Source organism: Umezawaea sp. (genome assembly GCF_057122925.1).
On the sequence record NZ_DBNGPQ010000184.1, the window covers coordinates 1 to 23,255 of the forward strand.

At 72.2% G+C, this 23,255-nt stretch carries 22 protein-coding genes and 1 pseudogene; 8 read left to right on the top strand and 15 right to left on the bottom strand.

Going from position 1 to position 23,255, the window contains the following annotated elements:
* Nucleotides 1-55: 55 nt before the first annotated feature.
* Nucleotides 56-679 (top strand): bifunctional 4-hydroxy-2-oxoglutarate aldolase/2-dehydro-3-deoxy-phosphogluconate aldolase, encoded by a 624-nt coding sequence (gene eda / locus AC156L_RS40880; protein ID WP_330874067.1) that lies wholly within the window; start codon nt 56-58, stop codon nt 677-679.
* A 499-nt stretch (nt 680-1,178) separates the two neighbouring features.
* The gene (locus AC156L_RS40885) at nt 1,179-1,430 is read left to right on the top strand and encodes a hypothetical protein (RefSeq protein WP_330874068.1); all 252 of its coding nucleotides are present in this window, start codon (nt 1,179-1,181) and stop codon (nt 1,428-1,430) included.
* Nucleotides 1,431-1,602: 172 nt separating this feature from the next.
* Here the strand turns inward: AC156L_RS40885 and AC156L_RS40890 are convergent, their stop codons facing one another.
* The 4 genes from AC156L_RS40890 to AC156L_RS40905 form a co-directional block, all read right to left on the bottom strand.
* Entirely contained in the window at nt 1,603-2,340 is a 738-nt protein-coding gene (locus AC156L_RS40890) for an HAD family hydrolase (protein ID WP_330874069.1), read from the bottom strand.
* Between the two features lie 9 nt (nt 2,341-2,349).
* Nucleotides 2,350-3,477 carry an AAA family ATPase gene (locus AC156L_RS40895; RefSeq protein ID WP_330874070.1) on the bottom strand — a complete coding sequence of 376 codons (1,128 nt, stop codon included), beginning with the start codon at nt 3,475-3,477 and terminating at the stop codon, nt 2,350-2,352.
* Nucleotides 3,464-4,243: an RNA ligase family protein gene (locus AC156L_RS40900; RefSeq protein ID WP_330874071.1), complete on the bottom strand. Its 780-nt coding sequence runs from the start codon at nt 4,241-4,243 to the stop codon at nt 3,464-3,466. Before AC156L_RS40900 ends, AC156L_RS40895 begins: the two co-directional genes overlap by 14 nt.
* 83 nt (nt 4,244-4,326) lie before the next feature.
* Nucleotides 4,327-4,464: a hypothetical protein gene (locus AC156L_RS40905; RefSeq protein ID WP_330874072.1), complete on the bottom strand. Its 138-nt coding sequence runs from the start codon at nt 4,462-4,464 to the stop codon at nt 4,327-4,329.
* A gap of 274 nt (nt 4,465-4,738) precedes the next feature.
* Here AC156L_RS40905 and AC156L_RS40910 point away from each other — a divergent pair.
* A pseudogene (locus tag AC156L_RS40910) lies at nt 4,739-5,233 on the top strand (transposase); the annotation flags it as partial.
* A gap of 172 nt (nt 5,234-5,405) precedes the next feature.
* Here AC156L_RS40910 and AC156L_RS40915 read toward each other — a convergent pair.
* The 3 genes from AC156L_RS40915 to AC156L_RS40925 form a co-directional block, all read right to left on the bottom strand.
* The gene (locus AC156L_RS40915) at nt 5,406-5,999 is read right to left on the bottom strand and encodes a regulatory protein RecX (protein ID WP_330874073.1); all 594 of its coding nucleotides are present in this window, start codon (nt 5,997-5,999) and stop codon (nt 5,406-5,408) included.
* Nucleotides 6,000-6,007: 8 nt separating this feature from the next.
* The gene (gene recA / locus AC156L_RS40920) at nt 6,008-7,057 is read right to left on the bottom strand and encodes a recombinase RecA (protein WP_330874074.1); all 1,050 of its coding nucleotides are present in this window, start codon (nt 7,055-7,057) and stop codon (nt 6,008-6,010) included.
* A 165-nt stretch (nt 7,058-7,222) separates the two neighbouring features.
* Nucleotides 7,223-7,417 carry a DUF3046 domain-containing protein gene (locus AC156L_RS40925; protein ID WP_330874075.1) on the bottom strand — a complete coding sequence of 65 codons (195 nt, stop codon included), beginning with the start codon at nt 7,415-7,417 and terminating at the stop codon, nt 7,223-7,225.
* Nucleotides 7,418-7,443: 26 nt separating this feature from the next.
* On the opposite strand from AC156L_RS40925, the gene AC156L_RS40930 reads away from it, so the two are divergent.
* Nucleotides 7,444-7,566 carry a hypothetical protein gene (locus tag AC156L_RS40930; protein WP_330874076.1) on the top strand — a complete coding sequence of 41 codons (123 nt, stop codon included), beginning with the start codon at nt 7,444-7,446 and terminating at the stop codon, nt 7,564-7,566.
* A 1-nt stretch (nt 7,567) separates the two neighbouring features.
* Here the strand turns inward: AC156L_RS40930 and AC156L_RS40935 are convergent, their stop codons facing one another.
* Entirely contained in the window at nt 7,568-8,827 is a 1,260-nt protein-coding gene (locus AC156L_RS40935; protein WP_330874077.1) for an MFS transporter, read from the bottom strand.
* A gap of 49 nt (nt 8,828-8,876) precedes the next feature.
* The gene (locus AC156L_RS40940; protein WP_330874078.1) at nt 8,877-10,877 is read right to left on the bottom strand and encodes an Hsp70 family protein; all 2,001 of its coding nucleotides are present in this window, start codon (nt 10,875-10,877) and stop codon (nt 8,877-8,879) included.
* A gap of 139 nt (nt 10,878-11,016) precedes the next feature.
* On the opposite strand from AC156L_RS40940, the gene AC156L_RS40945 reads away from it, so the two are divergent.
* Nucleotides 11,017-15,561: an ATP-dependent helicase gene (locus tag AC156L_RS40945; protein ID WP_330874079.1), complete on the top strand. Its 4,545-nt coding sequence runs from the start codon at nt 11,017-11,019 to the stop codon at nt 15,559-15,561.
* A gap of 66 nt (nt 15,562-15,627) precedes the next feature.
* Here the strand turns inward: AC156L_RS40945 and AC156L_RS40950 are convergent, their stop codons facing one another.
* From AC156L_RS40950 to AC156L_RS40960, 3 genes are all read right to left on the bottom strand, one after another.
* Complete coding sequence (locus AC156L_RS40950; protein WP_330874094.1) at nt 15,628-16,629, bottom strand: 1-aminocyclopropane-1-carboxylate deaminase; 1,002 nt, start codon at nt 16,627-16,629, stop codon at nt 15,628-15,630.
* Nucleotides 16,630-16,637: 8 nt separating this feature from the next.
* Nucleotides 16,638-17,288: a GntR family transcriptional regulator gene (locus AC156L_RS40955; RefSeq protein ID WP_330874080.1), complete on the bottom strand. Its 651-nt coding sequence runs from the start codon at nt 17,286-17,288 to the stop codon at nt 16,638-16,640.
* Between the two features lie 520 nt (nt 17,289-17,808).
* Nucleotides 17,809-18,519, bottom strand: a complete 711-nt coding sequence (locus tag AC156L_RS40960; RefSeq protein WP_330874081.1) for a VOC family protein — start codon at nt 18,517-18,519, stop codon at nt 17,809-17,811.
* Between the two features lie 23 nt (nt 18,520-18,542).
* On the opposite strand from AC156L_RS40960, the gene AC156L_RS40965 reads away from it, so the two are divergent.
* Nucleotides 18,543-20,156 (top strand): alkaline phosphatase D family protein, encoded by a 1,614-nt coding sequence (locus AC156L_RS40965; RefSeq protein ID WP_330874082.1) that lies wholly within the window; start codon nt 18,543-18,545, stop codon nt 20,154-20,156.
* An 83-nt stretch (nt 20,157-20,239) separates the two neighbouring features.
* Here AC156L_RS40965 and AC156L_RS40970 read toward each other — a convergent pair whose 3' ends face one another.
* From AC156L_RS40970 to AC156L_RS40980, 3 genes are all read right to left on the bottom strand, one after another.
* Nucleotides 20,240-20,560 carry a transposase gene (locus tag AC156L_RS40970; RefSeq protein ID WP_330874083.1) on the bottom strand — a complete coding sequence of 107 codons (321 nt, stop codon included), beginning with the start codon at nt 20,558-20,560 and terminating at the stop codon, nt 20,240-20,242.
* Nucleotides 20,561-20,777: 217 nt separating this feature from the next.
* Complete coding sequence (locus AC156L_RS40975) at nt 20,778-21,539, bottom strand: maleylpyruvate isomerase N-terminal domain-containing protein (RefSeq protein ID WP_330874084.1); 762 nt, start codon at nt 21,537-21,539, stop codon at nt 20,778-20,780.
* Nucleotides 21,536-21,979 (bottom strand): SAV_6107 family HEPN domain-containing protein, encoded by a 444-nt coding sequence (locus tag AC156L_RS40980; RefSeq protein WP_330874085.1) that lies wholly within the window; start codon nt 21,977-21,979, stop codon nt 21,536-21,538. The genes AC156L_RS40975 and AC156L_RS40980 overlap by 4 nt, the downstream gene beginning before the upstream one ends.
* Nucleotides 21,980-22,185: 206 nt before the next feature.
* On the opposite strand from AC156L_RS40980, the gene AC156L_RS40985 reads away from it, so the two are divergent.
* Both AC156L_RS40985 and AC156L_RS40990 read left to right on the top strand, forming a co-directional pair.
* The gene (locus AC156L_RS40985; protein WP_330874086.1) at nt 22,186-22,686 is read left to right on the top strand and encodes a YbaK/EbsC family protein; all 501 of its coding nucleotides are present in this window, start codon (nt 22,186-22,188) and stop codon (nt 22,684-22,686) included.
* Entirely contained in the window at nt 22,683-23,252 is a 570-nt protein-coding gene (locus tag AC156L_RS40990) for a GNAT family N-acetyltransferase (RefSeq protein ID WP_330874087.1), read from the top strand. The genes AC156L_RS40985 and AC156L_RS40990 overlap by 4 nt, the downstream gene beginning before the upstream one ends.
* Nucleotides 23,253-23,255: the final 3 nt, after the last annotated feature.

The window sequence follows — 23,255 nt, forward strand, 5'->3', positions numbered from 1 at the left end:
CCCACGACTACGCTGCCAACCAAACCACGCCCCACCCCACCAGGAGGTTTTCGCGGTGACCACCAGCGCGGATCTGCTCACGCTGTCCCCCGTCATCCCGGTAGTCGTCGTGGACGACGCCGACCACGCCGTCCCCCTGGCCCAGGCACTCCTGCGCGGCGGCATCGGCGTGATCGAACTGACCCTCCGCACCCCGGCCGCGCTGGCCGCCATCGAACGCGTAGCGGCGGAGGTCCCGGACATCGTCATCGGCGCGGGCACCGTGACCACCCCTGAGCTGGCCGAGCAGGCGACCAAGGCGGGCGCGGCCTTCCTCGTCACCCCCGGGTGCACCGAGCGGCTGCTGAACGCCGTGGAGGACACCGGCCTGCCGTTCCTCCCCGGCGCGGCGACCGTCTCGGAGGCGCTGCGGCTGTTCGAGCGCGGGCTGACGGCGCTGAAGTTCTTCCCCGCCGAGGCCGCGGGGGGCGTGGACTACCTGAAGTCGATCGGCGGCCCGCTGCCGCAGCTCCGCTTCTGCCCGACCGGCGGCATCACCCCGGAGTCGGCGCCCAAGTACCTGGCGCTGCCGAACGTGGGCTGCGTCGGCGGCTCGTGGCTCACCCCGAAGGACGCGCTCGCCGCGGGCGACTTCGGCCGGATCGAGGCGCTCGCCGCCGCGGCGTCCGGGCTGAGGTAGGGCGGACCACCGCCAGGGGTGGGCGGCTCCCACGACCGGCGGACCGGCGTCCCAGACCGATGGACGAACCACTCCTCCGGACTGCGGCGCCGGTCCTGCGTTCGCCGAGCACCTGTTCGTCGTGCGGCTCCGGCCGTACTCGATCCGATGGCGCTCTCGACGAACCCCGCCGTGACGCGGGCGATCAGGCTCACGTTCGGCTTCCAGTTCTTCTTCGGACTGCTGCTGTGGGTGCCGATCTTCCACGCCTACCAGTAGCAGCTCGGGATGACCGACGCCGAGATCTTCGGCATCCAGAGCGTCTACCACGTCGCGTTCTGCCTGCTGGAGATCCCGACCGGTATGGGGCCGACCGGTTCGACTACCGCACGTCGCTGGCGAGCGGGGCGGGCGTGCTCGTGGTGGCGAACCTGGTGCCGGTGTTCCTCGGTTCCTGCACGCGCACGACGCGGGCCACCTGTACCTGAGGGCGGAGGGCGTCGGCCGGTCGTGCTGCCCGGTGGGCAAGATCGTGTTCTGGCCGGTGATCGGCCTGCTGATGCGGTGGAACCCGCCGTCGCCGTACTGGCTGACCGCGATCAACGCCGCCGTCGCGGTCGGGTTGGCGGTGAAGCTGCCGCCGATCCCCGGACGGCGGCCGACCGTCGGCAACGGCAAGACGGCCGCGGTGCTGGCCGGGGTCGGCGGTGCTTCCGCCGCGCGGCGAAGTCGGTGTTCCTGGTGTCCACGGCCGTCATCACGTGCGGGCTGATGACCGCGCTCGGCGGGCTGCTCCTGGTCGTGCGCCACCGATCCGCACGGGCACGGGTCGGTGCCACCCAGACGAACCAACGACCACCGGACGACCCGCACGACGATGTCGGACCCCAGCGGTAGGTTCAATGTCGGGGGGCCCACCGCAACGGGGGACCCCTGGTGGCGCGCTAGTCCAGCAGCGCGAGGGCCTCGGTGATCGAGTCGGCCACGGGCACCCCGGTGGATTCGAGCTTGGCCCGGCTCATGACGCCGGTCGTGACGAGCACGCACGAGGCGCCGACGTGCGCGGCGGCCTCGGCGTCGTCCACGACGTCGCCGATGAGCACGACGTCGGCCGGGTCCAGTTCCAGCGCGGTCAGGTGCGTCGCGAGGTGCGCGGCCTTCAACCCGCCCCCGGCTTCCTCGCGCAGGCCGTCGATCCTGGTGAACAGCTCGGTCAGCCCGAACTCGTCGACCAGCACGACCAGCTCGTCGTGGTACCACATCGACAGCAGCGACTGGGTGCGTCCGCGCTCGCCCCACGCCCGCAGGTGCTCGGGTGCCCCGTCGGCGAGGCGGCAGAGCGACAGGAGGCCGCGGTAGTGGTCGTGGTAGACGGTGTTGACGCGCGCCCACGCCGCCGCGTCCAACGGTTGCCCGAGCAGCCGCTCGTAGCACTCCAGCAGCGGGCGGCTGAACACCGAACGCCAGTGGTCCAGCGTGATCGGCTCGCGGCCGAACCCGGCGCACACCGCGTCGCCGTCGTACGACGGCGTCGAGGGGGTGCCGCAGGTGAGGCAGGCGCACTCCACCCCGGAAGCGGGTGGGTAGAAGTCGCGGATCACCCGGTTGACGGATGCCATCACGGCGACGTTGTCGGCCAGCAGGGTCCCGTTCCAGTCCCACACCACGTGTTTCGTGCCCACGACGGCACTCTAACGACCCGTGTCGACCCACTCGACGTGGTGCGCCTCGGTCGGGTCCGGCGTCTCCCACCTGTCGATCAGCCGTTCCACCACGGCCTCGGGCACGGGGGCGGTCCTCGCCCGGTTGCGCGCCCGCACGACCGACGGAGGCGCTTCGAGGCTCACGAGCGTGACCCGCGCGCGGTAGTCCGCCGCGAGCCCGACGCACCGCTCGCGCAGCTGGCGCGACACGTTGGTCGCGTTCCACACGAACCGCTCACCGGCGCGCAGGTGGGTCCGGGCCTGCTCGAACGCCGCCGCGACGACGGCCCGCTGATCGCCACCGGGTTTGACGCCCATCCGGTCCCGCAGCACGTCGAGGCTCACCACCGGCCACCCCGCCCGGTGCGCGGTGGTCCAGTGGTCCTTGCCGACGCCCGGCAGTCCGGACAGGACGGTCACGTCCATCCTCGTGTCGTCGAACGCGGCGTACTCCGGGTCGCGCCCCGGTGTGCGGAAGTACTGGAACCGCGCGTGCTCCGACGCGAACTCCTTCGGCCCGTCCAGGCAGCCCAGTTCGCGGCAGTACTCCCGGAACAGCGCGATGTTGTCCACCACGGCGTCCGCGTCCTCGCACACCCGCCCCAGGATGTCCGCCGTCGCGAGGACCGCCAGGTCGTCGTTGCGCGCCACCAGGCTGACCCGGTACACGATCCTGGCCAGGTCCGGTCGTTCCAACGCCCAGAACGGCACCTGGTGGTGGTTCACCAGCGCGGCGACGTGCTCGCGCCACGCGCGTGGCGCCCCCAGTTCCCACAGCAGCCGTCGCGCCAGCAGGTCGCCGTGCCGCGAGTGCCCGTGCGCCGTGACCCGCCCGTGCTCGTCGACCTGCGTCCGGTAGGGCTTGGCGCAGTCGTGCAGCAGCACGGTCGCGAACAGCAGCGTCCGCTCGTGCTCGGGGCGCGCACGCCACTCCGGTAGCGACACCAGCGCCTCGCACGCCATCCGCGTGTGCGTCGCGACGTCACCCTCCGCGTGGTGCACCGGGTCCTGCACCACACCGCGCAGCCGCCGGACCCACGCGAACGCGGCCTCGATCTCCGACCACCGCACCGTCCAGTCCGGACCTCGCGGGCACAGCTCGTCAAAGACCCGCACGGGAGCCTCCGACCAGTCGGTTCGGCAGGATGGGTCGGGAAGCCCAGTGGCTGCCGGAATCCCGGATGGCGGTCAGGAAGCTGCGCCGCACCCACTTGTACCGGTCGACGGTCTCGTCACCGTCCTCGACCTTGATGTACAGGCCTTCCATGAAGTCGTCCGAGTCCGTCTCCGCGACCACCTGGTCCGGGTCCAGCCCGGCGTCTCCGGCAGCTTCGCGCAGCACCTCGCGCCACCGCGGTGTGCGGCAGGTGGACGGCCCCAGCAACGCGGTCAACGCCCTCAGGTCGTCGAGCGCCCCGGAGTGCAGCACCGGCACGGACACCACCGGTGCCCCGTCGAGCAGCGCCGCCCGAGCGGGCGTCGACAGGAACCTGCCGGTCTCCCGGTCGACCACGTCGAACTCGCAGAAGAAGTGCGGCAGCGCGTCGTAGAACACCGTGTGCTTCGCGAAGAGCCACTCCCCGTACATGACGTACCGGGAGCCCAACCGTTCCCACAGCGCAGGCCGCACCTGCGCCGCCCACGCCTTGAACCGCGCGAACTGCCGCTCCCGAGGCCCACCGACCAGGTAGTGCCCCCGGCTCTGCAACCTGAGGACCCCGTCGGCGTCGAACCCGACCCCCACGTTCGCCCCGTCGAGCTTCTCCTCGACCACCACGTGACGGCCGCGGATCGCCGCGAACGCCACCGAGTCGAGGTCCTCGTCCCCAGGCTGAAGACGCGACCCTTCGAGGTGCCGCGTCCGGGGGTATTTGAGGAGCATGGCGTCTTTGTACCCACCGGGAAGGGCGACAGCGAGCGAATAAGAGCGCGACCGGGTGACCCGATCACCGGCACCGAGTCCGATCAGAGGTGGTACGGGTAGACGCTGATCTCCTCCTTCGTCAGCACGAGTTCGCCCCTGGTGCCGTCGATCCCGTCGGGAAGGGGGTCGAGCACAACGTGCGCCCCACCGAACTCGACCCCGAGAAGCCCGCGCAGCACAACGTGATCACCTCTGGTCCGGATCTCGACCCCGACCTCTGCCGCAGGGAGGACGGTGCTCCCCGCGCGACGTCGGACTCGACCGACAGGAGTCTTGATCCCCGCGAACCGAGAACCCCGGCGACGATCTGCTCGACCTGGACCAGCGTTCCCCAATCCCTCGTTGCCTGTTTCGCAACTCCTGGTCATCAGATCCGACATGACTGACGCCCCTGTCACACGCGTGGTCCGGAGACCGGCCCGGTGACATCGTCGGACCGTTGATGGGGACACGGCCGCGCCGGAGATCCTGTCCCGCTGCGGAGTCCGACCGGCATCGCCAAGGCCGGACGGCGCAAGCCGGCCTCGATCGCCACAGCGCACGCACCTCGCCTGGACGACAGGTTTTATGACGGCGCTGGACGAGCAGCTCGTGACCGTTCCCGGAACCCTCGCGGCCACCGCCGTCCGCCCCGACTCGCGGGCAGCCCGAAAACCGTTCCCCCACAACGGAAACAGGTCGCCGTCGAGGAGATCCTTGACGCGCACCCACGTGCCGGGATCCTGATCTCAATGCCCGGCACCGGGGTTCAGGACCGCCACCCGGATCCTGCTGGAGATCGGTGACGCCTCCTCCGGACACCAGGCCGCCTATGCCGAGATCGCCCCGGTCACCCGCAGCTCCGGCACCAAGAGCGAGCACCTCGCGAAGTCGAGCAACCGCAAGCTCAAACGCACGTTCTTCCTAGCCGCGTTCGCCACCCTGTCCGACCTGACCAGCCGCGCCTACGACGGGTATCCCCAGCCCGTCTCCAGCGCGGCCACCGCTAGACAACCACAGAGGCCTCCGGATCTGCCTGGCCGCCGCATCGTCCTGTCCGCGACACTCCAGCACCCACCACCGCAGCCGCGACATGACAACGCCGCAGGGACACCACCGGATCAGTCGTGGCGAGCGGCGTTCAGTCCGGCAGGGCCTCGTCCAGCAGAGCGGCATCCGCACCCTCGGCGCGCAGCTCCTCGCGCACCACCTGGTAGGCCATGCCACCCGAATAACCCTTGCGCGCCAACGCACCCACGAGCCGACGGATCTTCGCCGTCTCGTCGACGCCGCTCATGCCGCGCAGCTTCTTCCGCACCAGTTCGCGGGCACGGTCCTGTTCGGCCTCGTCGTCCACCGCGGCCACGGCCTCGGTGACCAACTCGTCCGCGACACCCTTGCGCCGCAGCTCCATCGCCAGCGCACGGCGACCGAGCCCGTTGTAGGTGTGCCGGGACCGGACCCAGATCTCCGCGAACGCCGCGTCGTCGATCAGGCCCGCCTTGTCGAACTTGCCGAGCACCAGCTCGGCAAGCTCCTCAGCGATGCCCTTGCGCAGCATCGCGTTCTTCAGTTCGAGACGGGTGCGCGGTTGTGCCGCGAGTTGCGTGAAGCAGATCTCCTTGGCCCGCTTCTGCTCCTCGACGGGGTCCGGGGGCGGGAGGTCGGGGGTGTCGTCGTCCGAACCGAATCCGGGCCGTCCACGCCCCCGACCCCTGCCACCGTGGTACGTCATGGTGCTGCTCAGAAGTCGACCGGCGTGGGTGCCGCTTCGGTGACGTCGGCGTCGAGCTTCGCCCCGATGCCGAGCTTGTCCTTGATCCGCTTCTCGACCTCGTTGGCGACATCGGGGTTCTCCAGGAGGAACTTGCGGGCGTTCTCCTTGCCCTGCCCCAACTGGTCGCCCTCGTAGGTGTACCAGGCGCCGGACTTGCGCAGGATGCCCTGGTCGACACCCATGTCGATCAGCGAGCCCTCACGGCTGATGCCCTTGCCGTAGAGGATGTCGAACTCGGCCTGCTTGAACGGCGGGGCCACCTTGTTCTTCACGACCTTGACCCTGGTGCGGTTGCCGACGGGCTCGCCGCCGTCCTTCAGGGTCTCGATGCGACGCACGTCCAGGCGCACGGACGCGTAGAACTTCAGCGCCTTGCCACCGGTCGTGGTCTCCGGCGTGCCGAACATGACGCCGATCTTCTCGCGGAGCTGGTTGATGAAGATCGCCGTGGTGCCGGAGTTGCTGAGGGCACCGGTGATCTTGCGGAGCGCCTGGCTCATCAGACGGGCCTGGAGGCCGACGTGGTTGTCGCCCATCTCACCCTCGATCTCGGCGCGGGGCACGAGCGCGGCCACCGAGTCGATGACGAGGATGTCGAGGGCGCCGGAGCGGATCAGCATGTCCGCGATCTCCAGCGCCTGCTCGCCGGTGTCCGGCTGCGAGACCAGGAGGGCGTCGGTGTCGACGCCGAGCTTCTTCGCGTAGTCGGGGTCGAGGGCGTGCTCCGCGTCGATGAACGCCGCGATGCCGCCCTGCTTCTGCGCGTTGGCGACCGCGTGCAGCGCGACGGTCGTCTTACCGGAGGACTCCGGGCCGTAGATCTCGACCACGCGGCCGCGGGGCAGACCGCCGATGCCGAGGGCCACGTCCAGCGCGATAGCGCCGGTCGGGATGACGGCGATCGGGGCGCGGCCCTCTTCGCCGAGACGCATGACCGAGCCCTTGCCGAACTGCTTGTCGATCTGGGCAAGAGCCAGCTCAAGGGCCTTGTCCCTGTCGGGTGCTGCGGGAGCCATCTGGTGTCCACCTCGGGTTGTCTCGGATCGCTTTTTCATGTTGGACCCGACGCTACGGGGAGGGTCCGACAATTTTGCGAGGGCCGGGCGAGCAGCGGTTCGGACACCCGGTCGTGCCGGGAGCTTAGCCGAACAGGTGTTCGATCGCAGCTCGGACACGCTGGCTCATCGGCGCTGCTCGGGGACGTCGAAGGCGTCGCAGACGGCGAGCCAGATCTCTTTCGGGGAGACCCCGGCCTCCAGTGCCTCGTCGGGTGTCCGCCCGCCGAGCACGGACAGCACGTGGTCGTGGGCCACCATCTCACCGCGGACCGGGCCGAACTCGTCGGCCATCAGCTTGCGGAACACCGTGATGCGCATCGGGACCAGGCTAACCTCAGGGAGTGGTGCTGCTCCAGCAAGACCCCAGTGGCCTGTCCTCGCCCGTCGGCCAGCTCGCGGTGGTGGCGATGCTGCTGGTCAGCATCATCGTCGGTCTGCGCTTCTGGTGGGGGAACAGGCGGAAGTGACTCAGGCCGGTCGTTGCAGCGTCGTGTAGACGCAGACCGCGAGCAGCGGCAGCGCGACGAAGCCGACGACCAGCCCGAGCGTCGCGAACGACCACGCGGTGACGACCGCGCCCGCCGTGACGCCGCCGATCGCGCCGCCGACGTTCATGCAGAGGTCGGACAGGCCCTGCGCCGCGGGCCGGTCCGGCACCGCGACGGACTCGGTGAGCAGCGCTGACCCGGACACGAGCGCGGCGGACCAGCCGAAGCCGAGCAGGGTGAGCCCGGCGGCGAGCTGCGGGGCGTTCTCCGACGGCGCCATCCCGGTGACGCCGGAGGCGGCGACGAGCAGCGCGGCGCCGATGGCCAGGACCGGGATGCGGCCGAGGCGGTCGGCCATCCAGCCGAACAGCGGGCTGGCCCCGTACATGGCCGCGACGTGCAGGCTGATCACGACGCCGACCACCTGGAGCGACGAGCCCGCGTGGTTCATGTGGACCGGGGTCATGGACATCAGGCCGACCATCGCGGTGTGGCTCAGCGCGATGGCCACCAGGGCGAGCTTCGCGCTGGACCGCAGCGACCGCCACACGGCGACGCTGCCCCTGGTCGACGCCTGGCCGCCCGTGCAGTGGGCGGGCACGACCGGCTCCGGTTCGGCGTCGCGCACGACCACGAGCGGGTCCGGGCGCAGGAACACGCCGATGACCAGCGCGGCGAGGCCGAACCCGACGGCGGCCAGCAGGAACGGCCCCACGCCGTCCGGCAGTCCGACGGACGAGGCGAGGGTGTCCGCCGGGCCCGCGAGGTTGGGTCCCGCGACCGCCCCGATGGTCGCGGCCCACACCACGACGCCCACCGAGCGCGCACGTCGGTGCGGGTGCGCGAGGTCGGTGGCCGCGTAGCGGGCCGCGAGGTTCGCGCTGCCCGCGCCGCCGAACAGGACGAGCGCGGGCAGCAGCAGCTGCCACCAGCCGAGCGCGACGGCGAGCGCGGCCACCAGCGCGCCGAGGGTCCCGACGCCGTAGCCGAGCACGAGGGCCGGGCGCCTGCCGCGGCGCTGCGCCAACCGGGCCGCGGGGAGGGCGAGGAGGGCCGCGCCGACGACGGCGCTGGTCTGCGCGAGCCCGCCGATCGCGTCGGAACGCGACAGCGAGGCGGCGATCAGCGTGCTGAAGGCGAGCCCGATGGTGACGCCAGCGGCCCCGAGGACCTGGGTCGTCGTGAGCACGCGGAGCACCTTGCGCTGCAGGTGCTCGACCTCGGGCGCGGCCGTTTTCATGATCGCGATCGTGACACGGCCGAACCCGCCGCTGCCAGGGCCGTCCGGGTCACGTACCAGGCTGGACGTTCTTCTCGAAGTAGTCGGCGACCTCGTCGGCGGTGAGTTCCCCGCCGCCGGTCTTGCTCACGATCCCCAGCAGCGGCCGGTCCGTCGCGGTGAACGCGAGCAGCCCCACGCCGCCGTCCGCCGAAGACCGGTACCGGCCCTCCAGCCCGTTGCCCGCCCACCGGGCCTCCACCACGTCGGCCTTGAGGGAGCCCACGACGGCGTCCGCGCCCTGCTGCGCGCCGGTCACGGTGTCCGTGAGCACGTACTGCACCGTGTAGTCGCCCGCCAGCTCGCAGCTGACGACGCTGCCCTTGATGGCGTTGACGCCGGAGACGCCCGCCGAGCCGCCGGTCTTGCACTCGCCGCCGTCGGGCACGACGCCCGCGAGCTGGCGCAGGCACTTGGTGAAGCCCTTGTCGTCGGTCGCGGTGTCGGCCTTGCACTCCTGCGCGTTCGGGATGTCCGGGCCGCTGAACGCGACGACGCCGCCGACGATCGCCAGGACCAGCACGACCGCTCCGCCGACGGCGAGCAGCACCGTCCGGTTCGGCTTCTTCCTCGGGGCGGCGACGGTGCTGGGGAAGTTGAACTGCTGCGGCCCGGTCGTCGGGAACTGGCTGTTGACGGAGAACGAGGTGTTCACCGAGTACGGCGCGGTCACCGGGTAGCCGCCGCTGGTCGCGGGGTTGACCGGGTACGGGCCGCTGGCGGCCGGGTTGACCGGGAAGGGGCCGCTGGCCGCCGGGTTCACCGGGTGCGGGCCGCTCTGGGCGGGGAACCCGCCGGTCGGCGGGCTCTGCGCCGGGAACCCGCCGGTCGCGGGCATGTCCTGGGTGGGGAAGTCGTCGACGGGCTCCGTGACGACCGTGGGCACCTCGGGGTCCGCCACCGCGTCGGGCGACAGCTCGTCGGTCTCCCGCAGGTTGATGCCGTCCTTGGGCACGTGGTGCGCGCCGAGCGCGACGGCCGTCTCCGGCTGGTCGAGGCTGGTGGGCGCGACCCGGACCTGTTCGGTGATCATGGTGCTGACCAGCGGGATCCGGCTGGAGCCCCCGACGAGGTAGATGCCCGCGAGCTGTTCGGGGGCCATGCCGGTCGAGCGGATCGTGGACGCCAGCAGCTCGGCGCTGCGCAGCAGCCGCGGCCGGACCAGCGCCTCCATGTCGGAGCGGGTCACGACCACGTCGGCGAACGGCGCGGGCATCGGGACCTCGGTCCGCTGGTGCCGCGACAGGGCTTCCTTGGCCGAGCGGACGTCGTCCAGCAGGGTCCGGCGGGTGCGGCGGTCGGCGGTCGACTCGGGCCGCATCAGCCGCTGCCAGTGACCGGGGTCGCCGTGCGACACCTGGCGGCCGATGTGCTCCAGCAGGGCTTGGTCGACGTCCAGGCCGCCGAGGTCCGGCACGCCGTCCTCGGCCAGCACCTCGAACCCCTTCTGGGTGACGCCGACGATGGCCACGTCGAACGTGCCCGCGCCCAGGTCGTACACGGCCAGCGCCTGGCCGATCGAGAAGTTGCGGTCCAGCACGGCGGCGAAGTGCGCGGCGGCGGCCACCGGCTCGGGGACCAGCACGATCTCGGCGGTCACCCCGGCCAGCAGCGCGGCGGACATCAGCACGTTGCGGCGCGTCGGACCCCACTGCGCGGGGTGGGTCAGCCGGACCTCGTCCAGCGCGGCGCCGTTGAGCTGCCGCTCGGTCTCCTCCAGGACGCGGCCGAGCACGGCGGCCAGCGCGTCCGAGACCGGCACGACGGACCCGCCTAGCCGCAGCACGCCGTCGTCCACCCGGCGCTTGGGGTTCGGCTCGAACCGCGACGGGTCCAGGCGGGCGCGCCGCTCGGCGTCGCGGCCGACGACCAGGGTGCCGTCCTCCTCGCAGAAGACGGCGGACGGCATGGCCGACGCACCGTCCACCTCGACGACCCTGGGTGGGCGGCCGTGTGCCGACAGCACCGCCACCGTGTTGGAAGTACCCAGGTCAACGGACAGGACGCGCACGTTCTCCCCTTAGTCGGCGGACCGGCTGATGGTGCCACGTCGGCCCTGGGGTGCGCCCGTGGGTTGGCCGGATTGGGTCCTTCGAGGTCAGGTGGCCTCCGACCGGAAAATGTCGGACCCTCGGTTCATGATGGGCCGCATGGACGCGCTGAAGGCTTTCTCCCCTGCCACCCGGCAGTGGTTCACGGGTGCCTTCGCCGCGCCCACCGACGCCCAGGCCGGAGCGTGGCGGGCCGCTGCCGCCGGGGAGCACGCGCTGGTCATCGCGCCGACGGGGTCGGGCAAGACCCTGTCGGCGTTCCTGTGGGCGCTCGACCAGTTGGCGTCGACACCGGCGCCGGAGGACCCGAAGCTGCGGTGCCGCGTCCTCTACATCTCTCCGCTGAAGGCCTTGGCGGTCGACGTGGAGCGCAACCTGCGGGCGCCGCTGGCGGGCATCCGGCAGGCCGCGCACCGGCTGGGGCAGGCGGAACCGTCGATCACCGTCGGGATGCGCACGGGCGACACGCCCGCGGACGAGCGGCGGGCCTTCGCGAAAACACCGCCCGACGTGCTGGTGACCACGCCGGAGTCGCTGTTCCTGCTGCTCACGTCCGCCGCCCGCGAGTCGTTGCGGGGTGTGCGGACGGTGATCCTGGACGAGGTGCACGCGGTCGCGGGCACCAAGCGCGGCGGGCACCTGGCGCTGTCGCTCGAACGGCTGGACGCGCTGCTCGACCAGCCCGCCCAGCGGATCGGGCTGTCGGCGACGGTCCGACCGGTCGAAGAGGTCTCGTCGTTCCTCGCGGGCGGGCGGCCCGTGCGGGTGGTGCAGCCGAAGACGGCGAAGACGATCGAGGTGCGGGTCGAGGTGCCCGTGGAGGACATGTCGGTCCTCGGGCAGCCGACCGGAGAGGTCACGGGGTCGGCCGCGGGCGCGGAGCAGAAGGCGTCGATCTGGCCCGCCGTGGAGCAGCGGATCCTGGAGCTGGTGCGGGAGCACCGGTCGACGATCGTGTTCGCGAACTCGCGGAGGCTGGCCGAGCGGCTGACGGCCAGGCTGAACGAGCTGGCGGAGGAGGCGGTCGAGCTGGAGCGGTTCCCCGCCGAGGCGATCGGGCAGTCCGGCCTCACTACGCAGACCGCTCCCGTGGTGGCCCGCGCGCACCACGGGTCGATGGCGCGCGAGCAGCGGACGGTGGTGGAGGAGGAGCTGAAGTCCGGGCGGCTGCCGTGCGTGGTGGCGACGTCGTCGCTGGAACTGGGCATCGACATGGGCGCGGTCGACCTGGTGATCCAGGTGGAGGCGCCGCCGACGGTGGCGTCCGGGATGCAGCGGGTCGGGCGGGCCGGTCACCAGGTGGGGGCGGTGTCGCGCGGGGTGATGTTCCCGAAGTTCCGCGGCGACCTGGTGTCGTGCGCGGTAGTGGCGGAGCGGATGCGCGACGGGGCGATCGAGGCCGTCCGGTACCCGCGCAACCCCCTCGACGTGCTGGCGCAGCACGTGGTGGCGATGGTCGCGCTGGAGCCGTGGTCGGTGCGGGAGCTGGCGGGGCTGGTGCGGCGGGCGGCTCCGTTCGCGGCGCTGCCGGAGTCGGCGCTGGTCGCGGTGCTGGACATGCTGGCCGGGCGGTACCCGAGCGAGGAGTTCGGGGAGCTGCGGCCGCGCATCACGTGGGACCGGGTGACCGGTGAGCTGCGCGGCAGGCCGGGAGCGCAGCGGCTGGCGGTGACGTCGGGCGGCACGATCCCGGACCGGGGCATGTTCGCGGTGATGACCCCGGCCTCGGACCGGGGGCCCGGCTCGCGGGTCGGCGAGCTGGACGAGGAGATGGTGTACGAGTCGCGGGTCGGCGACACGTTCCTGCTGGGCACCTCCGCGTGGCGGGTGGAGGACATCACCCACGACCGGGTGATCGTGGTGCCCGCGCCGGGGCAGCCCGCGCGGATGCCGTTCTGGAAGGGCGACGCACCGGGCAGGCCGCTGGAGCTGGGGCGGGCGCTGGGGAAGTTCCTGCGGGAGATGTCCACGGCGGACGGTCCCGACGCGGCGGTGCGGGCCGCCGACGCGGGTCTGGACGCGTGGGCGGCGAGCAACCTGGCCGCGTACCTGGGCGAGCAGCGCGAGGCCACCAGGCACGTGCCGAACGACCGGGTGCTGCTGGTCGAGCGGTTCCGCGACGAGCTGGGCGACTGGCGGCTGGTCGTGCACTCGCCGTTCGGGGCGCAGGTCAACGCGCCGTGGGCGCTGGCCATCGCCGCCCGGCTGCGGGAACGGCGGGGTGTGGAGGTGCAGGCGGCGCACTCCGACGACGGCATCGTGGTGCGGCTGCCCGACGCGGTCGACTCCGACGGCGCGGACGTGGTGGTCGGCGCGGAGGACGTGCTGCTGGACCCGGAGGAGGTCGAGCAGATCGTCGTGGCCGAGGTGGGCGGGTCGGCGCTGTTCGCCGCCCGGTTCCGGGAGTGCGCGGCCCGGTCGCTGCTGCTCCCCCGGCGCGACCCCCGCAAGCGGTCGCCGCTGTGGCAGCAGCGGCAGCGGGCGGCGCAGCTGCTGTCGGTGGCGGCGAAGTACGAGAGCTTCCCGGTGGTGCTGGAGGCCATGCGGGAGTGCTTGCAGGACGTGTACGACGTGCCGGGTCTGCGGGAGCTGATGGCCGACGTCCGGGCCCGTCGGGTGCGGGTGGTGGAGGTCGAGACGCCGACCCCGTCGCCGTTCGCCCGCAGCCTGCTGTTCGGGTACGTCGGCATGTTCCTGTACGAGACGGACACACCGCTGGCCGAGCGGCGGGCCGCCGCGCTGTCGCTGGACTCGACCCTGCTGTCGGAGCTGCTCGGGTCGGAGGCCATCCGCGAACTGCTCGACCCCGAGGTGGTCGAGGAGGTCGAGCGCAGCCTCCAGCGGCTCACCGAGGAGCGGCGGGCCCGGCACGCGGAGGACGCGGCCGACCTGCTGCGGTTCCTCGGCGACCTCTCGGAGGCCGAGGGGCTTGAGCGCGGGATCCAGCCGTCGTGGTTCGCGGAGCTCGTCGACCAGCGCAGGGCGCTGCGGATCAGGATCGCGGGCGAGGACCGCGTGATCGCGATCGAGGACGCGGGCCGCTACCGGGACGCGCTGGGGGCGGCGCTGCCGGTCGGGGTGCCGGAGGTGTTCACCGAGCCGGTGGCCGATCCGGTCGGCGACCTGCTGAGCCGGTACGCCCGCACGCACGGGCCGTTCCCGGCGATGGAGGCCGCCGCGCGGTTCGGGCTCGGGATCGCGGTGGTGACGGGTGTGCTGGAGCGCATGTCCGGCACCGGGCGGTTGGTGCGGGGCGAACTGCGGCCCGGCGGCACGCACACCGAGTACTGCGACGCGGAGGTGCTGCGGCGGTTGCGGCGGGCCTCGCTGGCCCGGCTGCGGGCCGAGGTCGAGCCGGTCGAACCCGCCGCGCTGGGGCGGTTCCTGCCGAGCTGGCACGGGGTCGGCAGACGGCTGAGGTCCGCTCCGTCGGTGGACGACGTGCTGTCGGTCGTGGAGCAGTTGGCGGGTGCGCCGCTGCCCGCGAGCGCGCTGGAGTCGCTGGTGCTGCCCGCGCGGCTGCCCGGCTACTCCCCCGCCCAGCTGGACGAGCTGACCGCGTCGGGTGAGGTGACGTGGACCGGCTGCGGGTCGTTGGCGGGTGGCGACGGCTGGATCGCCCTGGCTCCGACGGACGTGGCCGACCTGCTGCTGCCGGACCTGGTGCCGGAGTCGGCTCCGGAGTCGCCGCTGCACCTGGCGGTCGTCGAGGCGCTGGCGGGTGGGGCGCTGTTCTTCCGACAGCTGGTCGACCGCGTGTCGTTGCAGGGGCCGACCACGGATTCGGAGGTGGTCGGCGCGCTGTGGGACCTGGTGTGGGCCGGGCTCGTCACCAACGACACGCTCGCTCCGCTGCGGTCGCTGGTGTCCGGCAAGAGCGCGGCGCACAAGTCCAGACGGGCGGCCCCGCGCGGCCGGTACGCCCGCATGCGGGCCGGGCGGCCGGACATGCCGAGCCGGACCGGGCCGCCGACGGTCGCGGGCCGGTGGTCGTTGGCGATCGTGCCCGCGATCGACCCGACCCGCCGGGCGCACGCGAGGGCCGAGGCGTTCCTGGAACGGCACGGCGTGCTGACCAGGGGCGCGCTCGACACCGAGCGGGTGACCGGTGGCTTCAGCGGTGTGTACAAGGTGCTGCGGGCGATGGAGGAGTCCGGGCAGGTCGTGCGCGGTTACGTCGTCGAAGGCCTCGGTGCCGCGCAGTTCGCCGCTCGCGGCGCGGTCGACCGTCTCCGCGCGCTGTCGAGACCGCCGGGTCAGGACCACCTCGGCACGCCGGAGGCCGTGGTGCTCGCCGCGTCCGACCCGGCCCAGCCCTACGGTGCCGCGCTGGACTGGCCTGCCCCGGTCGGTGACGGCAAGCACCGCCCGGCCCGCAAGGCCGGGGCGCTGACGGTGCTGGTCGACGGGGTGGCCGTGCTCTACGTCGAGCGCGGTGGCCGGTCGCTGCTGTCGTTCACCGAGGACGAGGAGACGCTGAGGGCTGCCGCTCAGTCGTTGAGCCGGGCGGTGCGCGACGGCTGGCTGGGGCAGCTGGCCGTGCAGCGCACCGACGGCGAGAACGCGCTGGGCACCCGTCTGTCGGGTGTCCTCCAGGAGGCGGGTTTCCGGGCCACACCGAAGGGGTTGAGGCTGAGGGCGTGAGGATTCAGGAATCCGGTGATGCGTGGACCGGTGTCCGAAGAGGTCTGGTGGTGGACGGCGGGAGGCTCAGGTGAACAGGGTGCTGTAGGCGTTGAGGGCGGGTTGGCCGCCGAGGTGGGCGTAGAGGACCTTGGAGTCGCGGGGGATTTCGCCGGTCGACACCAGTTCGATCAAGCCTGCCAGGGACTTGCCCTCGTAGACCGGGTCGGTGATCATGCCCTCCAGCGAGGCGCCGAGGCGCATGGCGTCCAGTGTGGACTTCCCCGGTACGCCGTAGACGCCCTCGTGGAAGCGTTCGTCGAGCAGCACGTCGGCGGGGTCGACGGTGACGTCGAGCAGGGTCGCGGTGGCGGTGGCGATCCTGGTGACCTGGTCGAGGGTTTCGGCGGGTTTCGCGGAGGCGTCGATGCCGAGGACGCGGCGGCGGCGGGGGCTGTCGGCGAAGCCCGCGACCATGCCCGCCTGGGTGCTGCCGGTGACCGAGCAGACGACGACGGTGTCGAAGAAGAGTCCCAGTTGGGCTTCCTGGTTCTCCACTTCCTTGGCCCAGTTGGCGAAGCCCAGGCCGCCGAGGCGGTGGTCGGAGCCGCCCGCCGGGATCGGGTACGGGGTGCCGCCCGCGTCGCGGACGTCCTGGATGGCCTGTTCCCACGCGGGTTTGACGCCGATGCCGAAGTCGGCCTGCACGAGTCGCACGTCGGCGCCCATCAGTCGGCTCAGCTGGATGTTGCCGACCCGGTCGTAGCCGGGGTCGGTCCAGTCGACCCAGCTCTCCTGCACCAGCACGCACTTCAGACCCGCGCGGGCGGCCGCGGCGGCGACCTGGCGGGTGTGGTTGGACTGGACGCCACCGATCGAGACGAGGGTGTCGCAGCCGGTGGCCACGGCGTCGGCGACCAGGTATTCGAGCTTGCGGGTCTTGTTGCCGCCGTAGGCGAGGCCGGAGTTGCAGTCCTCGCGCTTCGCCCACACCTCGGCGCCGCCGAGGTGCGCGGTGAGGCGGTCGAGGCGGTGGACGGGTGACGGGCCGAACAGGAGCGGGTAGCGGGTGAAGTCCTGCAACACCAGGGTCTCCTCTAGTCGTCGGACTGAAGCAGGTCGGTCAGGGTCGCCCAGTTCAAGGACACGCGTTCGGCGGCCAGGTCGGCGTCCGGGACGGCGCAGGCGGCGATGACGTCGGCGTGCATGGCCACCGAGTGGCGGCCGGGCGGGGTGGCGAAGCGCAGGCGTTCGAGCCTGCGGACCAGCGGTGTGTAGCGGTCGATGGTGGCGGTGACCGCGAAGTTGTCGGCGCGGCGGACCGCGACGTCGTGGAACTCGTCGTCGGCGGCCAGCGCGGCGGTCACGTCACCGGTCGCCAGCGCCGTCTCGAACCGGGTGTTGGCGGCGCGCATGGCGTCCAGGTCCGCGGGTGTCATCAGCGGAACGGCCAGGCGCGCGGCGAGCGCGTGCATCGCCTGCACGACGGCGTGCGCCTGTCGGACGACGGCGGTGTCGAGCGGGGTGACCCTGGTGTAGCTGTGCGGCTTGCTCTCCACCAGGCCCTCGTCGGTGAGCCGGGCCAGCGCTTCGCGGACCGGCGTGCGGGACAGGCCCAGTTCCTCGGCCAGGTCGACGTCCTTGATCGGGGTGCCCGGCGCCAGGTCGCCGCCGACGATGGCGTCGCGGATCGCCGTCAGCGCGCGGTCGCGGTAGAGCGAGCGGTCCAGACGACCAATATATTGCATATCGGAACTGTGGCTGATCGGGTTGACCAGGTCAAGGGGTGTGGCTCAACGGGTGGGAAAACCGAGGCAGGGAGGCATGGCCCTCGGCGGGGGTGCGGAAACGTGGAGGTTCCGCGTTCCGGACCAAGGACCAGCGGAGTGGTGCGGAACGTGGAGGTCCCCGCTCCGGACCACGGGTCCGCAGAGCGGGGTGCAGAAACGTGGAGGTCCCACGTCCCGGACCACGGAGCGGCCGAGTGGGTGCGGAACAGGGAGGCCCCGGACCACGGACTAGCGGAGTGGGTGCGGAACAGGGAGGCCACGTGCCCCGGACCACGGACGACGGACGACGGACGACGGACGACGGACGACGGACGACGGAGTAGGTGCGGGAACGTGGAGTTCCCACGCTCTGGACGACGGGTCCGCAGAGCGGAGTGCGGAACCCCTGGTGCTCGGGTCAGGTCCGGCGAGGTGAGTAGGGCGGCGGACGTTCCCGTCTCCTGGTGGAGTCGCGGGGGTCAGGCTGTCGGTGTCCTGGCTAGCGGGGGGAGAGGACGCAGAACTCCTGGCCTTCCGGGTCCAGCAGCACGACGTGGGTCCAGTCGCCCGGTCCCAGGTCGATCACCTTGGCGCCCAGCGCGACCAGGCGGGCGACCTCGGCCGTCTGGTCGTCGTGGGCGGCGGGGGCGACGTCGAGGTGGACGCGGTTCTTCCCGCGCTTCGGGTCGTCGCTGTGCAGGAACTCCAGCCACGGGCCCGCGTCGCCGCGCAGCGACGCGAACTCGGCGGTGCGGTTGACGACCGTCAGCCCGGTCGCCCCGGCCCAGAAGTCGGCCTGCACCCAGGTGTCCGCGACGTCCACGACGATCGCGGCGACCGGCCCGGTCCCCCGGTACTCGGGACGTGGTTCCAGGACGCAGAACTCGTTGCCCTCGACGTCGGCGAGCACCACCCACGGCACGCCCCGCTGTCCGAGGTCGACGGGGCGGGCGCCGAGCGCCTTCGCGCGCTCGACGATCTCGGCCTGTTCCTCCGGCGACGAGCTGGCCAGGTCGAGGTGCAGGCGGTTCTTGGTGACCTTCGGCTCGGGGACCGGCACGAACACCAGTTCCACACCCTCCACGACGGCCACGTCCACCTCGTCGGAGGACTCGCCGGTGATGCGCGTTCCCAGCAGCTCGGACCAGAACCGACCCAGTGCGGCCGGGTCCGCAGCGTCGACCACGACGTCGTTCAGCCTCGTTGCCATCCACCAAAGGTAACGTCTGCCCCATGGCGAAGCTGGTTCTCGGTCCGGTGCTGCGGCACGTGAACGCGACGTCGGCGACGGTGTGGGTGGAAACCGACACCTCGACCGAGGTGACGATCGCCGACCACAGCGCGCGGACGTTCCAGGTAGGGGCGCAGCACTTCGCGTTGGTGCGCATCGGGGGCCTGACCCCCGGCACCACCACCGACTACGACGTGCGACTGGACGGCGACCTGGTGTGGCCGGAGCCGGACTCGGAGTTCCCACCGTGCCGCATCAGCACGAAGTCCGATGAGGACCTGACGCACCGCATCGTGTTCGGTTCGTGCCGCGCGGCCAAGCCGCAGAAGCCCGCGGAGGAGGACTCGCTCGGGCCGGACGCGCTGGACGCCTACGCGCTGCGGATGGCGGAGCAGCCCCAGAACGAGTGGCCGGACGCGCTGCTGCTGCTCGGCGACCAGGTGTACGCGGACGAGCCGACGTCGCGGACGAAGGAGTGGCTGCGGAAACGGCGTGGTGGCAAGGATCCCGTCGACGAGGTGCTGACCTTCCGCGAGTACGCGCAGCTCTACCACGAGTCGTGGGGCGACCCGGAGATCCGCTGGCTGATGTCGACCGTGCCGACGTCGATGATCTTCGACGACCACGACATCCGCGACGACTGGAACACCTCGCGCCCGTGGCGCGAGCAGATGGCCGCGACCTCGTGGTGGCCGGAGCGCATCCGGGCCGGGCTGGCGTCCTACTGGGTCTACCAGCACCTGGGCAACCTCGGTCCGGACGAACTGGACCGCGACGAGCTGTACGCGAAGGTGGTGTCCTCGGGCGGTGACGTGCAGCCGATGCTGGAGGAGTTCGCCGAGCAGGCCGACGCCGAACTGGACGGTCGGAAGTCGACGTGGTGGAGCTACCGCCGCGACTACGGGCGGGTGCGGCTGCTGGTGATCGACACACGGTGCGGCCGGATCCTCGCGGGCGACACGCGGCGGATGGTCAGCGACGAGGAGTTCGACTGGATCGAGCGCAACGCCGAGGGCGACTACGACCACCTGGTGATCGGTTCGTCGCTGCCGTGGCTGATGCCGTACGCGATCAGCCACGGTCAGTCGATCAACGAGCGCGCCGCCGCGAGGCCGGGCAGGCGCGGCCGGTTCGCCGAGCAGGTCCGCCAGATCGCCGACCTGGAGCACTGGCCCGCGTTCCGCGACTCGTTCGAGCGGCTGTCGCGGTTCCTCGGTCGGGTCGGGCGCGGGGAGAACGCCCCGGCCACGATCTGCGTGCTGTCCGGCGACGTGCACCACAGCTACGCGGCGGAGGCCCACTACGCGGAGCCGACGGACAGCGCGGTCGTGCAGCTCACCTGCTCCCCCGTGCACAACGACCCGCCGAAGTTCTTCCGCCCGGTGTTCAAGCTGGCCTGGTGGCCGCCGATGGGTCGTCTGATGCGCAAGCTCGCCGACCGCGCGGGCGTGCCCGCCGATCCGTTGGAGTGGAGCCGGTTGACGGGCCCGCACTTCGGCAACTCCATCGCCGTGCTGGAGGTGGACGGACGGCAGGCCCGCTTCCGCCTGGAGTCCGCGACGCCCGACGGCAGGGGGTTGGTCGAGGTCGCGAACCTGGGCCTGCCGCCCGCCTAGTGCGGTGACCGCGACCTCACCGGGTTTCACGCGGCGGGGGTCAGCGGTCACCGCACCAGGGCACGGCCGGGTTCGGCACGTGCTCAGTCGGGGTCCGTCCGGGCGCGCCGGACGGTGGAGCCCGCCGACACGTCCCAGGTGATGATGTCGACGCGGTCCTGGATCTTCTCCAGGACCGCCGCCCAGACGCCGTCGCGCTGCCAGGCCCGGAAGATCCCGTAGGCGGTCTCCCACGGCCCGTAGCGCGGCGGCATGTCGCGCCACGGCGATCCGGTGCGCACCCGCCAGCGGATCGCGTTGACGACCTGGCGGCGGTCCCGGTTCGGTCTTCCCACTCGGCGTTCGGGTGGCAGCAGCGGTTCCAGCACCGCCCACTGCGCGGCGGTCAGATCACCACGGGCCAAGGGAAACCCCAGCCGGGACGGGATTCGACGCGGAACGGGCCGCCGGTCGACCACGCGAGTTCTCGATCTTGTCGGTGCTCGCCGGTAGAATTGGTTCCGGGGGACCCCTTACCCGCGCGCGCGGGATGGGCCCCCGGAATCGACGGTAGCGGTGGGGTACGACGGTTTCGCCGCTCCGCGCCAACCGTTGATCTTGCCGCTCGTCGGGCGCCCGGCCTCACTTCGTCGCCAGCCGCAGCAGGGCCCAGAGTTGGGCTATCGCGTCGTGGTCGCCGTTGACCTCGACCTCGCGGTCGGAGATGCGGCCCCACAGCCAGCGGTAGACGTTGAGGGGCACGCCGGTGACGTCCGCGTCGGCCGGTTCGGCCTCCTCGGGGGTCGCGCGCCACGCCGTGGAGCCGGTCGGGCCCGACGAGGCGAGCCAGACGCGGCCCGCGGTGCGGACCGCGACGACGCCGTCCCTGGTGCCGCGGACGCCCATGGCGCTCAGGCGGTGGACGAACCAGAGCGACAGGACCTCGTCGACGCCATCGACGACCACGTCGTCGGCCACCGGGTCGAGGGGTGTCGTCGCCGCGGCCTGGACGTCCATCCGGTGCACGGTCGTCTCGTGCGCCAGCCTGCGCGCCCAGAAGCCGTAGTTGGGTTCCTCCGGCCACCACGTGCCGCACTCGTCCTCCGCCTCGTGGGCGGCCAACTCGTCCAGGAGCGGCTCCACGCCACCGCGGACGAAGTCCGCCAGCGTCTCCTCGGGGGCCGGGTTCTGCTGCCACGTCACGGGTTGGCGGCCGTCGCGCAACCAGGACAGGGTCATGCGGTAGGTGCTGCCGACGTGCCTGGCGGTCTCGCCGAGGTTCAGGCCGGGACAGGCCGGGACCTGGCGTTCGGGGCGCTGCCCCTCGACGGACGAGGCGAGCGTCTCCGCTTCGGCGGCGAGGACGTCGAGCAGCCTGCCGTAGTCGATCAGGGCCTTGGTCACGTGCGCGCCTCGTGCGTGATCCGGTCGACCAGCGCGACGAACTGGGCGGACTGGCGGACCAGGTCGTCGGCGGAACGGGTGGTGACGACGCGGGTGATCCCCGCCTGGACCGCGGCTCGGGTGGCGGAGGCGGACGCGAAGAACGCGGCCCACTCCGCCAGCTCGGGGGCGATGCCCGCGAGCAGGACCCAGACGCTGGCGGGTTTGGCGTGGCCGCGGTGCGGCCTGCCGCGCAGGGCGAGCACGGCGGCGCCCGCGCGCAGCGCGGCGAGGTAGGCGGCGACGAAGCGCTCGGCCGGGTCGGTCGCGGCCTCGGCCTCGGCGATGCCCTCGCGGGCGTTCTCCAGGAGTTCCACGGACGCGGCGGGCGGAAGGGGGAGCGGGACGGGGACGGGGGTCCTGGTCCGGCTGGGCTGGGGGAAGTCGATCGAAGCTGACATCGGCGGCCTCCTCGCGGCGTCGGTGAATTCGACGACCACCGCGGGGAGACGGCGGCTCCTGGTGGTGGGGCGCTTCCCCCGCCCCACCACCAGGGCATCACGATCGAACACATGTTCGATCCAGGGCAGCCTAGCGCCTGCCGCCGACATTCCTCAACCCAGGACCCAGCGACGACCCGATCGTGATCCGTGGTCTGATTGGACGCGTGAGCGCACTGGACCACCCCGGCATGCAGAAGGTCGCCGCGGCACTGACCGAGGCGGGCCACCACGAGGCCGCGCAGGGCATCCGGGTGCTCGCGGACGCGGTCCGCACCGCCGCCCAGGCCGCCGAGGCGGTGGGCGTGCCGGTCGGCGCCATCGCGAACAGCCTGGTGTTCACGGCGGTCCGCGCCGAGGTCCCCGCGCCGCTGCTGGTGCTGACGTCGGGCGCGCACCGCGCGGACACCGACCTGCTGGCGGAACTGGCTGGCGCGGACCGGATCGAGCGCGCCGCCCCCGACTTCGTGCGCGAGCACACCGGACAGGTCATCGGCGGGGTCTCGCCGGTCGGCCATCCTGCGAGGATCATGACGTTCGTGGACGTGGACCTGGAGCAGCACCCCGTCGTGTGGGCGGCGGGCGGGCACCCGCACGCGGTGTTCCCGACGACGTTCGCCGGTCTGGTCGAGCTGACCGGCGGCACCCCCGCGCGGGTCGCGCGATGACCGCCGCGCCGTCGCCGCGCACCGAGCGGCTGGTGGAGTTCTCACCGCAGGAGCTGAACGCCCGGCTGCACGAGGCGCTGGAGCTGTACGTCACGGCGATGAACTACCCGCCGAGCACGGTGGAGCAGCGGGCGCCGATGTGGCTCGCGCACATGCTGCGCGAGGACTGGCGCTGCGTGGTCGCGCTGGACGACCGGGACGAGCTGGTCGGCATCGGCTACGGCTACCGCGGGTCGAGCGGGCAGTGGTGGCACGAGCAGGTGCGCCGCGGGCTGACGACCGTGTCGGGCGCGCAGGCCGTGGACGAGTGGATGGACGACTACTTCGAGCTGACCGAGCTGCACGTGCTGCCGCGCGCGCAGGGCAGGGGGCTCGGCGAGGCGCTGCTGCGGAACCTGCTGGCCGGGGTGCCGACGACGCACGTGCTGCTGTCGACGCCGGAGGGGCCGAGCAACGCGTGGCGGCTGTACCGGCGGGTCGGGTTCACCGACGTGCTGCGGCACTACCAGTTCACCGGCGACCCGAGGCCGTTCGCGGTGCTGGGGCGGGAACTCCCGATGACGTGAGGG

Bases quoted from the DNA above. Each gene is read 5' to 3' on its own strand.
- AC156L_RS40900 (WP_330874071.1), bottom strand. From the start codon at position 4,243: ATGCTCCTCAAATACCCCCGGACGCGGCACCTCGAAGGGTCGCGTCTT.
- AC156L_RS40915 (WP_330874073.1), bottom strand. From the start codon at position 5,999: ATGACGTACCACGGTGGCAGGGGTCGGGGGCGTGGACGGCCCGGATTC.
- recA (WP_330874074.1), bottom strand. From the start codon at position 7,057: ATGGCTCCCGCAGCACCCGACAGGGACAAGGCCCTTGAGCTGGCTCTT.
- AC156L_RS40925 (WP_330874075.1), bottom strand. From the start codon at position 7,417: ATGCGCATCACGGTGTTCCGCAAGCTGATGGCCGACGAGTTCGGCCCG.
- AC156L_RS40935 (WP_330874077.1), bottom strand. From the start codon at position 8,827: ATGAAAACGGCCGCGCCCGAGGTCGAGCACCTGCAGCGCAAGGTGCTC.
- AC156L_RS40945 (WP_330874079.1), top strand. From the start codon at position 11,017: ATGGACGCGCTGAAGGCTTTCTCCCCTGCCACCCGGCAGTGGTTCACG.
- AC156L_RS40955 (WP_330874080.1), bottom strand. From the start codon at position 17,288: ATGCAATATATTGGTCGTCTGGACCGCTCGCTCTACCGCGACCGCGCG.
- AC156L_RS40960 (WP_330874081.1), bottom strand. From the start codon at position 18,519: ATGGCAACGAGGCTGAACGACGTCGTGGTCGACGCTGCGGACCCGGCC.
- AC156L_RS40965 (WP_330874082.1), top strand. From the start codon at position 18,543: ATGGCGAAGCTGGTTCTCGGTCCGGTGCTGCGGCACGTGAACGCGACG.
- AC156L_RS40980 (WP_330874085.1), bottom strand. From the start codon at position 21,979: ATGTCAGCTTCGATCGACTTCCCCCAGCCCAGCCGGACCAGGACCCCC.
- AC156L_RS40990 (WP_330874087.1), top strand. From the start codon at position 22,683: ATGACCGCCGCGCCGTCGCCGCGCACCGAGCGGCTGGTGGAGTTCTCA.